The organism is Planotetraspora sp. A-T 1434 (genome assembly GCF_025420585.1).
In the GTDB taxonomy this organism is placed as follows: domain Bacteria; phylum Actinomycetota; class Actinomycetes; order Streptosporangiales; family Streptosporangiaceae; genus JAOEGB01.
Window position 1 is genome coordinate 243881 of sequence record NZ_JAOEGB010000009.1, and the last position, 10457, is coordinate 254337.

Genomic DNA, 10457 nt, shown 5'->3' on the forward strand with positions numbered 1-10457 from the left:
CAATGATAGAACAGCGCTCGCATCCATGTGAACAGTGTTCATAGAACCCAGGAGGACTGATGAGCAATCCCGTCAGCGTGACGGCGTCCACGGCGCCGGCCGACGAGGCACCGCCGTACAGGTGGCGCTGGGCGGCACTTTTCGTGATTCTCGCCGCTGAGGTCATGGACCTTCTCGACGCGGTGGTGACGAACATCGCGGCACCGACCATGCGGGCCGACCTCGGCGGCACGGGGGCGACGATCCAGTGGCTCGGCGCCGCGTACACGCTCTCGATGGCCGTGGGCCTCATCACCGGCGGCCGCCTCGGTGACATCTTGGGGCGCAAGCGGATGTTCCTGATCGGAGCCCTCGGCTTCACGGTGGGCTCCCTGCTCTGCGCCGTGGCGCAGTCGCCCGAGATGCTGATCGGCTCCCGGGTCATCCAGGGCCTGTTCGGCGCGGTGATGCTGCCGCAGGGCCTCGGCATGATCAAGGAGATGTTCCCGCCAAAGGAGATGCAGACGGCGTTCGGCCTGTTCGGGCCCATCATGGGCCTGTCCGCGGTCGGCGGGCCGATTCTCGCCGGATGGCTGGTCGGGGCCGACTACTTCGGCACCGGGTGGCGCATGATCTTCCTGGTCAACCTGCCGCTCGGTCTCGCGGCGGTCATCGCCGGACTGCGTTTCCTGCCGGAGTCGAGGTCGCCGCACCCGCTGAAGCTGGACCTCCCCGGTGTCATCCTGGCCTCGCTCGGCGGATTCCTGGTGATCTACCCGCTGGTCCAGGGGCGCGAGCACGACTGGCCGGCCTGGACGTTCGTCATGCTGGCGGCCTCGGCCGTGGTCTTCGCGGCCTTCGGCTGGTTCGAGTCGCGCAAGAGCCGCTGGGGCGGTGACCCGCTGATCGTGCCCAGCCTGTTCCACAAGCGGGCCTTCACCGGGGGCCTGCTCACCGGGACGGTCTTCTTCTCCGGCATGGCCGGGTTCATCCTGGTCTTCAACCTCTACACCCAGATGGGGCTCGGCTACTCGGCGCTGAAGGCGGGCCTCGCGATGGTGCCCTGGTCGGCCGGCATGATCGTCGGATTCGGCATGGCCCAGGCGGTGCAGAAGTTCGGCCGGAAGGTGCTCCTGACCGGCACCTTGATCATGACTGTGGGCGTGCTCGGCGTGCTGCTGACCCTCGACATGAACGGCATGCGGGTCACCCCGTGGCAGCTCACGCCCGCCCTCGTGGTGTGCGGCATCGGCATGGGCCTGCTGATGGCGCCGTTCTTCGACATCGTGCTCGCCGGTGTGGAGCAGCACGAGACCGGTTCCGCGTCGGGCACGCTGACGGCGGTCCAGCAACTCGGCAACGCGCTGGGCGTGGCCCTGCTCGGCACCGTGTTCTTCGATCTGCTGGGCGGGGTCCCGACCGGCGCGAGCTTCGAGGACGCCATGAAGACCACCCTCTGGGTCGTGACCGGAATGCTCGTCCTCACCTTCGTGGTGGCGTTTCTCCTGCCCAAGCACGCCCGCGAGCCCGAGGAGGCCCCCGCCCCGGCATGATCATGCAGGGTCGTTACCCGGGGCCCAGATGCGGGAGGCCGGTCGTGATCACCCTAAGGGTGGCGGGGCCGACACCGAGGGCCAGGGCCTGTCTCAGGTCGTCGACCGTGTCGACGTCCAGGCGGACCGAGGAGATGCCGTCCAAGGCAAGCTCCTTGGCGCCGCCCGACAGGTGCCTGGCCCTCGACTCGCCCCCGAACCCCGGCCGGAAGGGGACGCCCGGCCGTACGCCGTAGAACGTCGTCCCCACGTCGGCGGCGTCCGGGACGAAGCACTCGTCGAACTCCAGCGCCGCCGACAGCACCTTCTCCAGTTCGGCCGCCCGCAGCGCCGGCAGGTCGGCCTGGAGCGCCCCCACCGCGTCGCCCGGCGCCAGCCGCGCCGCCTCCGCCGCGCCGAACCGGAGCGCCGCGTTGAGCCCCTTGTCCGGATCGGTCACCACGTGCGCCCCCAGGGCCGCCAGCCGTTCCGCCGGGACGGGGTCCGCCGTCACCACCACCACCCGGGCCACCAGCGCGCAGCTCAGCGCCGCCGCCACCGTGTCGCAGGCGACCGCCACCGCCAGATCGGTCCGGTACGGCCCCGCCGCCCCGGCGAGCCGGGTCTTCGCCCGTATAAGTGTCTTGACCGGCACCACCATGGACCATCGCGCGAGCTGCATAACCTTAAGCATCCCGCCTCGACATTCCGCCGAGCCAGCCGGGAGACTTGAGCGCATTCCGTGTGACCAGTCCGTGTGACCAGTCCGTGTGACCAGTCCGCGTGGCCATCCCCTGTTGACTTGGAGGCAGAGTGAGTCAGCCCAGTGAGCGACCCAACGAGGTCGAGCCCCCCGGCACAGCCCAACCGGCGGGGCGTAAACGGGCCGGGCGTCCGCCCCGCTTGTGGGAGCTCCTTGCCGTCGTGATCGTCAAGCCGCTCTCGCTCTTCCTCATCAAGCGGAGGTGGCGCGGGGGCGAGCAGGTGCCCCGCAAGGGCGGCCTGATCATCGCGGCGAACCATCTGTCCTGGTCGGACCCGGTCCTGCTGTCGCATTTCCTCTACAACAACGGACGCTGGCCGGTAATCCTCGCCAAGGCCGGGCTGTTCAAGGTGCCCTTCCTCGGCCACGTCATTGCCAAGCTGCAGGCCGTACCGGTCGCGCGGGGGAGCACGGAGGCCACCCAGTCCCTCAAGATCGCCGAGCAGCGGCTCAGGGACGGCGCGTGCGTCCTGTTCTACCCGGAGGGCACGATCACCCGCGATCCCGACATGTGGCCCATGATCGGCAAGACGGGGGCGGCCCGGCTGGCCCTCGCCACGGGTGTGCCCGTCATTCCGGTCGCCCACTGGGGGGCCCAGGAGCTTCTGCCGTACGGGGAGAAGAAGCCTCGGCTGTTCCCGCGCAAGAGGTTCCGCGTGCAGGCCGGACCGCCCGTCGACCTGTCGAAGTACGCCGGTCTGCCGATGCGCGGATCGGTCCTGCGGGAGGCGACCGCCGACATCATGGCGGCCATCACCGCCCAGCTCGCCGAGATCCGTGACGAGAAGGCCCCTGAAGTCCCGTATGACCCGAAGAACGCTGCCAACGGCTGACTACGGCGTACGGTGAGGGGATGGCCCGTGACGGCGAGCCTGGCGGCAGTGGAGGAGTGGTGAGCGACCAGTGACCAAGGCGGTCGTGTTCGGTACGGGCTCGTGGGGCACGATGTTCGCGATGATCCTCGCCGAGGCGGGCACCCGGACGACGCTCTGGGGCAGGCGGGCGGAGATCGTCGAGGCGATCAACGACAAGCACGAGAACCCCGACTACCTGCCGGGACTCCGGCTTCCCGAGACGCTGCGCGCGACCACCGACCCGGCCGAGGCCATGGACGGCGCCGACTTCGTCATCCTCGCCGTTCCCTCCCAGACCCTCCGGGGCAACCTGGCGGCCTGGAAGCCGGCGATCCCGCCGGACGCGGTCCTGGTGAGCCTCATGAAGGGCGTCGAGCTTGGCACGTGCAAGCGGATGAGCGAGGTCATCGGCGAGGTGGCCGAGGTCCCGCAGAGCCGGGTGGCCGTGGTCTCCGGCCCCAACCTGGTCCCCGAGTTGGCGAAGCTGCAGCCCGCCGCGGCGGTCGTGGCCTGTACGGACGAAGAGGTGGCCGGCCGGCTCCAGGAGGCCTGCCACCTGCCGTGGTTCCGCACCTACACGAACCCCGACGTCGTGGGCGTCGAGCTCGGCGGGGCGGTGAAGAACGTCATCGCCCTGGCGGTCGGGGTGGCGGCCGGGATGGGCCTCGGGGACAACGTCCGGGCGACCCTCATGACCCGCGGCCTGGCGGAGATCGGGCGGCTCGGGGCCGCCCTCGGGGCCGACCAGCACACGTTCGCCGGCCTCGCGGGCATGGGCGACCTCGTAGCGACCTGTACGTCCCCATTGTCGCGGAACCGTACCTTCGGCGAGAATCTGGGACGCGGGATGACTCTCGCCGAGGTGGTCGCCGCGACGAAGCAGACCGCCGAGGGGGTCAAATCCTGCGAGTCGGTGCTCGACCTCGCGAGGAAGCACGATGTGGAGATGCCCATCACCGAAGTGGTCGTCGGCGTCGTCCATGACGGCATGACCCCCGCAGAGGCCGCCATGCTGCTGATGTCCCGCACTCCCAAGCCGGAACGCTACGGCGTGTGAGCTCGATGCGGCGCAGTCGAAGGAAGCTCGGGGAGAACACCCGGGCCGTCCACCTTCCGTCCCCTCCGCTGCCTCGCCAGGTCCCGATCGGCCTTCCCGTATGGCGGACGGCCGCGTGGAGCTTCGAGAGCTCGGGCGAGTACGCCGACGTGCTGGCCGACCGCATGCCGGGCTTCGCCTACAGCCGGATCGACAATCCCACCGTCGCGGCGTTCGCCGCCGCCGTCGCGGCGCTGGAGGGGGCGGCCGCGCCGGAGGACGTGTCGGCCCAGGCCTTCTCGTCGGGGATGGCCGCGATCAACGCCGTCTTCATGGCGTTCCTCCGCTCGGGGTCGCACGTGGTGGCCCCGAAGCCCGTCCACGGCGGCACCTACTCGCTGCTGACCAACGTGCTCTCCCGGTTCGGGGTGTCGGTGGACTTCGTCGACTACTCCGACCTGCGGCGGGTCCACGCCGCGGTCCGCTCGACCACGAAGATCGTCTATGCGGAGACCCTGGCCCACCCCACGATGATGGTGACCGACATCCGGGGGCTCTACCGCATCGCCCGTGACGCGGGAGCGCTGCTCGTGATCGACTCCTCCACCGCCACGCCGATCGTGTGCCGGCCCCTGGAGCACGGCGCCGACCTCGTGGTCCACTCGGCGACCAAGTACATCGGCGGGCACGACGACTGCACCGGGGGAGTCGTGGTGGGCCGGCCCGACCTCATGAGCCAGATCCGCGAGGTGCGGGTCGACACCGGCGCCTCGCTCTCCCCGGACGACGCGTTCCTCCTGCGCCGCGGGCTGGAGACGCTGACGCTCCGCGTGCGCCGCATGTGCTCGACCGCCATGGAGTTCGCGGCGTCGGTGGCGAAGCATCCGGTGGTGCGCCGCGTCGACTACCCGGGCCTGCCCAACCACCCTGGCCACCAGCTCGCCCGGCACCTGTTCGACTCCGGCCCCGAGGGAACCCGTTTCGGCGCCTGCGTGACCGTGATCCCACACGGCGGCTACGAGGCCGGGATGGCGCTCGCGGACGCGCTGCGGCTGACCGGCATCGCGTCGTCCCTCGGCGGGACCCACACCAAGGTCACGCACCTCGCTTCGGTGCTCCGCTCCGACGAGGCCCTTTCGGGCGTGGACGCGGGAGCCGTACGGTTCTCGATCGGACTGGAGGACGCCGAAGACCTCATCATGGACGTCACCCAGGCCCTCGACACGCTGCGTTCCACCAGTCCGACGCGGGGCTGACAAGCCGTTTTGACGGCCAGACGCGGTAGATTCGGGCATCATGAACGAGGATCGCGAGTCCCAGCCGCGCGTGCGCGTGGCAGTCGTCTTCGGAGGCCGCAACTCCGAGCACGCCGTGTCCCTCATGGGAGCCGGGAGCGTGCTGGAGGCCATCGACCAGTCCAAATACGAGGTCGTCCCCATCGGAATCGCCCAGGACGGGCGCTGGGTGCTGGCCTCTGGCAGCCAGACCTACGCGATCGAGTCGGGCCGCCTTCCGGTCGTCGACGAATCCGGTACGGCTCTCGCGCTTCCCTCCGAGTCAGGCTCTCTCGTGGCTCTCCAGCCCGGTGAGATCCCGCGTTCCCTCGGCCAGGTCGACGTGGTGTTCCCGGTCATGCATGGCCCCTTCGGGGAGGACGGCACGATCCAGGGCCTCCTGGAGATGGCCGGCGTCCGCTATGTCGGCTCCGGCGTGCTGGCCAGCGCGGTCGGCATGGACAAGGCGTACATGAAGGCCCTGCTGAAGGCCGCCGGGCTGCCCGTCGGGCCGTTCGTTGTCGTCCGGGACCGCGACTGGCGCACCGACCGCGCCAGGGTCCTCAAGGAGGTCGAGGAGCTCGGCTGGCCGGTGTTCGTCAAGCCCGCCCGGGCGGGGTCCTCCCAGGGCATCTCCAAGGCCCACGACCTGGAGTCGCTTGAGGCCGCGGTGGAGTATGCCCGCGAGCACGACCCGAAGGTGCTGGTGGAGGCCGCCATCCTCGGCCGTGAGATCGAGTGCGCGGTGCTGGAGTCACTCGGCGACGCTCCGCCGGAGGCGAGCGTTCCGGGTGAGGTGCTGGTCCAGGGCGACCACGATTTCTTTGACTTCGAGGCGAAGTACTACCCCGACCAGATGGCGCTCGACGTGCCCGCCGGCATCCCGGCCGAGACGGCGGAGGCTCTGCGGGCCATGGCCGTCCGGGCGTTCGAGGCGCTCGGTTGCGAAGGGCTGTCCCGGGTCGACTTCTTCTACACCCCTTCGGGTGAGCTGATCGTCAACGAGATCAACACGATGCCCGGCTTCACCTCGCTGTCGGTCGCCCCGCAGCTCTGGGCCGCCACCGGCCTGCCGTACGACCGGCTCGTGGACCGCCTGATCCAGCTCGCGCTCAACCGCCCCGTGGGCCTGCGTTAGCGATCTGTCCGGGCATCCTGTCCGCACATCGCTCCCGCTGAAAGCCGCCTCACGCTGTGAAGCCGGGCGGGGTTCCGTGACCTGCGTTTTCAGTGCGGGATGGTCGCCTTGATGGGGCTGGAGAGGTCGACCAGGACAGTCCCGGAGGAGTGCTCCCTCGAGATCGTCACCTCGACGTACGCCTCGCGGTTGATGGCGGTGAACAGCGGCTTGCGTGGATCGGCGAACCAGGCGATGCCGTTGATGTCCGACACCTCGGCGGTGGGGGCCATCGCGGCGGGCCGCTCGACGCCGCAGCGGAGCGCGATCTCCCCGGCCCCCCAGACGGCGACGTACGGCGAGGCGGGCTCGGACGCGACGCGATCGAGCCCGTCGAGCCGGTGGGGCAGCGCCGTGTCGAGCCTCCGGCACGCGGCCGCCGCCGCGCCCGTGGGCGTGGGTGGTTCCACCCGCACCGTCGTGGAGCATCCCGTCACGGCGGCCAGCACGGCCGCCGCCACTGCGAGAAGGGCTGGTGTGCGCATCGGTTTCCAGAGCGGCCGAGGAGCCGGTCCGAGCAGGCGCCCGGAGGGCCTTCCGGATAGATTTGCGGCTAGATATGGACGATCGGACACGTAAGGGTACGAGTGATTCCCTCCACGGCCTGGATCTGGGCGACTACGAGCTTGCCGAGCTCGTCGACGTTGCGGGCCTCAGCCCGGACGATCACGTCGTAGGGGCCGGTGACATCCTCGGCCTGGGTGACGCCCGTGATCCCCGCTATCTCGCCGGCCACGCTGGCCGCCTTGCCGACCTCGGTCTGGATAAGGATGTAGGCCTGCACCATCACGTCCTCCGGATAGAGATCAGTGCCGGAGCGTAACCGTACCTCGAATGCACAAGGGGTGTGTCATCACAGTCGGAGATCTCGGCGAATTCCGTGTAATTAGGCGTATTTCCGGACGCTTGCCGCAGGGTGCGGCCGTGCTCCTGGGTCCCGGCGACGATGCCGCGATCCTGAAGGCGCCCGACGGGCGGGTCGTTGTCAGTACCGATCTTCTGATTGAGGGTAGGCACTTCCGCCGGGATTGGTCCAGTGGGTACGACATCGGGCGTAAAGCCGCTGCACAGAATCTTTCCGACATCGTGGCCATGGGAGCCGATCCCACGGCCATAGTGGTCGGTCTCGGGCTTCCCGGCGACGCGCCCACCGACTGGCTCGACGCGCTCACCGACGGCTTCCGGGATGAATGTGCCCTGGTGGAGGCCACCGTGGCAGGCGGGGACATCGCCCGCTCGGACATAGTCGTCCTCGGCGTGACCGCTCTCGGAGACCTTGGCGGCCGAGCGCCGGTGACCCGTTCCGGCGCGCGTCCCGGCCAGATCGTGGCCATCGCCGGGCGCCTCGGCCACGCGGCCGCCGGGCTCGCCCTCCTACAGGCGGGCCGAACAGAGCCAGGTCGGGCGGATACCGGCCAGGTGGAGCCGGGCCGGGCCGAGTCCAGCCGGGAGTATGTCGGCCGCCTCGTGGATGCCCATCGCAGGCCCGAGCCGCCGTACGCCTGCGGGCCCCAGGCGGCCCGGCTGGGCGCCACGGCCATGCTCGACGTCAGCGACGGTCTGATTCAGGATGTCGGCCACATCGCCGCAGCCAGTGGCGTTCGCATCTCGCTCGATCCCGACGCGCTGCCGGTCCCCGCGATCCTCGCCGAGGCCGCGGCGGAGCTGGGCGCCGACCCGCTGGAGTGGGTCCTGACCGGCGGCGACGATCATGCGCTTGCCGCGACCTTCCCCGATGACGTACGGCTCCCGCCTCCCTGGCGGATCGTCGGCAGGGTGACGGAGGGAGAGGGAGTGCAGGTCACGGGCCGTTCCGAGACCATGGGTGGCTGGGACCACTTCAGGGAATGAAGTGAAATTTGTGACAAAGGCGTATTAGATCTGTTATGAAGTATGGCGGTCGCCAACAGGAAGGGCCGCCAATGGGCCGTCACACGCCAGGACGACACTCCGGGGAGGGGCAGCCATCCTCTTCGGCGTCCGCTCCGGACGATCGGTCGAGGACGGGTCGCGCGCGCGGCGACTTCACCTTCCGCTGGCCGGACCCGCCCACTGACAGTGCCGGGACAGCCTCTTCGGGCGACGCCGATACGGTCGTGTGGCGCTCCAACGCCATCACCGACCTGGGATTCTCCGCACTTTCCCCCGAAAGCCTGGCATCCGAGGACAGCGCTTCCCTTACCTCAGCCCCCATCCCCGAAGTCCCCGCTCCGGGCAACTCCACCTCGCACGGCCCGGCTTTCGGCAGCCGTGGTCTCGGCAGCCGTGGTCTCGACAGCGCCTCTCCCGAGAGGCATGCTCCCGGCGGGCCCGCTTCCGGCTGTCCCTCTGACAACGGACTGGCTCCTGGCCGCACGGGCGGCAGTACTGGTGCCGTCGGCGGTCCTGGCTCCGACAGCCCTGGCCTCGACAGCCCTGGCCTCGACAGCCTAGGTCTCGGCAGACCCTTTCTGGACAGGCCCTTTCTGGACAGGCCTCTTCTCGACCGGCTCGCCACTGACGGGCTTTCTGCCGCGCTCCTCGCCGGAGGCGCAGCGTCGGAGCGGTTTGCCTCCGAAACGCTCGAAACCGGACGGCTGTGGCACGAAGGCCCCGAAGCCGACAGTCTCGATCCCGACAGCCTCACCTTCGTCAGTCCCGCAACCCACAGCGCTGCGCTCGGCAGCCATGGACAGAAAATCTCGGACCCTCGAGACCCTGAGGTCGGAACGCTGACGGCCGGAGGAATCACACCGGAGCAATCTGGGGCCTACACGCTCTCCGATGAGGGTGGCGGCGGTCGGGGTGGGTTTCTCGGCTCGGGATGGGACGGCGAGCCAACGCCCCCGCGACGCCTTCGCCGGATGGCGCTCGTATCGGGAGTTTCCGTACTCCTGGCCATAGGAGTGACGTTCGGCGGAGTCCGGCTGGTCGCCGGGCGTACCGCGCTCACCATCGATCCCTCCGGCGCGACCTGTGCTTCCGCCAGCCGCTGCGGGGCAGCCTCGGCGGCAGATGCACTCACCGCCACGGGCCTGACTCCCGGGGCCACGCCCGGTTCAACGACGCCCTCCAGTGCGACTGCCCCAGGCTCCGGCCTACCTTCCGGTGACGCCTCCACAACCCAGCCCGGTACGGCGACGCCTTCGACCCCTGCGACCGCTGGATCCCCCTCTCTCGCCACACCGGCTCCTGCTTCAGCGCTGGCTCCCACGGCGAATCCCAGCATCCCGAGTGCCGGCCGTACGGGACCAACAAGGGACCCACAGGCCGCGAAGACCCATAAGCCAGGCGCTTCCGGCGACTCCGAGCGTCCTCCGGCCGGCACCGGCGATTCGACCGGCGACTCGGCAGCCGACTCGGACACCACGCAAGGCGCCGCACCCTTCGCCGGAACGGGCGCTGGCGAGTGGAACGCCACTCCGGCTGCGGACACCGCCAGTGTCGGCCTGGCTTTCGAGGTCACGCGGCAGGACGAGGACGGCTACAGCGCACGCCTGGCCGTCCGCAACGAAGCCGCGGACCTCTCGTCCTGGACGATTGAGCTTCCCATCGGGGGCCAGGTCGTCTCAGTGGACGGTTTCCAGTGGGAGCAGCACGGCGACACCTTGTCCATCACCTCCGATGAGCCGCTCGCCGCGGGCGACAAGTTGACGATCACGCTCGACGCCCAGGGTACGGCTGAGCCCCCTGGCGACTGCACGCTGACAGACGGCGATTGCGGCGTCTCCAATTGAGCCCGCCGAGCGTCCTGTGGCGCTCACAGGAAACGCTGACGTGGAGATCCCGCTGGGCCACGCGGGCATCTGAACCAGGCGCGGGCCTTCACAACCGCAGCGACTGGTTTGTCCTCCTTACTCAGG

10 protein-coding genes are annotated in these 10457 nt (G+C 69.7%); 7 read left to right on the plus strand and 3 right to left on the minus strand.

Features of this window, described 5'->3' with window-relative positions; genetic code table 11:
- Nucleotides 1–59 precede the first annotated feature (59 nt).
- Complete coding sequence (locus N5079_RS14475) at nucleotides 60–1532, plus strand: MFS transporter (protein WP_261584252.1); 1473 nt, start codon at nucleotides 60–62, stop codon at nucleotides 1530–1532.
- 13 nt (nucleotides 1533–1545) lie between these two features.
- On the opposite strand, the gene cofC is transcribed toward N5079_RS14475, so the two are convergent.
- Nucleotides 1546–2193, minus strand: a complete 648-nt coding sequence (gene cofC, locus N5079_RS14480) for a 2-phospho-L-lactate guanylyltransferase (RefSeq protein WP_261584253.1) — start codon at nucleotides 2191–2193, stop codon at nucleotides 1546–1548.
- Nucleotides 2194–2324: 131 nt separating this feature from the next.
- Here cofC and N5079_RS14485 point away from each other — a divergent pair, with 131 nt between their 5' ends.
- The 4 genes from N5079_RS14485 to N5079_RS14500 all read left to right on the plus strand — a co-directional run bounded on the left by N5079_RS14485 (nucleotide 2325) and on the right by N5079_RS14500 (nucleotide 6576).
- Entirely contained in the window at nucleotides 2325–3107 is a 783-nt protein-coding gene (locus N5079_RS14485) for a lysophospholipid acyltransferase family protein (RefSeq protein WP_261584254.1), read from the plus strand.
- Nucleotides 3108–3177: 70 nt separating this feature from the next.
- Nucleotides 3178–4185 (plus strand): NAD(P)H-dependent glycerol-3-phosphate dehydrogenase, encoded by a 1008-nt coding sequence (locus N5079_RS14490; protein ID WP_261584255.1) that lies wholly within the window; start codon nucleotides 3178–3180, stop codon nucleotides 4183–4185.
- A 5-nt stretch (nucleotides 4186–4190) separates the two neighbouring features.
- Complete coding sequence (locus tag N5079_RS14495; protein ID WP_261584256.1) at nucleotides 4191–5420, plus strand: trans-sulfuration enzyme family protein; 1230 nt, start codon at nucleotides 4191–4193, stop codon at nucleotides 5418–5420.
- Nucleotides 5421–5460: 40 nt separating this feature from the next.
- On the plus strand, nucleotides 5461–6576 hold the full coding sequence (locus tag N5079_RS14500) for a D-alanine--D-alanine ligase family protein (protein WP_261584257.1): 1116 nt from the start codon (nucleotides 5461–5463) through the stop codon (nucleotides 6574–6576).
- A gap of 89 nt (nucleotides 6577–6665) precedes the next feature.
- Here N5079_RS14500 and N5079_RS14505 read toward each other — a convergent pair whose 3' ends face one another.
- Together N5079_RS14505 and N5079_RS14510 are read right to left on the minus strand one after the other, a co-directional pair.
- Nucleotides 6666–7100 (minus strand): DUF3515 domain-containing protein, encoded by a 435-nt coding sequence (locus N5079_RS14505; RefSeq protein ID WP_261584258.1) that lies wholly within the window; start codon nucleotides 7098–7100, stop codon nucleotides 6666–6668.
- Between the two features lie 68 nt (nucleotides 7101–7168).
- Nucleotides 7169–7402, minus strand: coding sequence for an Lrp/AsnC family transcriptional regulator (locus tag N5079_RS14510; protein ID WP_261584269.1), 234 nt, complete (start codon nucleotides 7400–7402; stop codon nucleotides 7169–7171).
- A 47-nt stretch (nucleotides 7403–7449) separates the two neighbouring features.
- On the opposite strand from N5079_RS14510, the gene N5079_RS14515 reads away from it, so the two are divergent.
- Nucleotides 7450–8466, plus strand: coding sequence for a thiamine-phosphate kinase (locus tag N5079_RS14515; protein WP_261584259.1), 1017 nt, complete (start codon nucleotides 7450–7452; stop codon nucleotides 8464–8466).
- A 1700-nt stretch (nucleotides 8467–10166) separates the two neighbouring features.
- Nucleotides 10167–10331, plus strand: coding sequence for a hypothetical protein (locus N5079_RS14520; RefSeq protein WP_261584260.1), 165 nt, complete (start codon nucleotides 10167–10169; stop codon nucleotides 10329–10331).
- The last annotated feature ends 126 nt before the right edge of the window (nucleotides 10332–10457 follow it).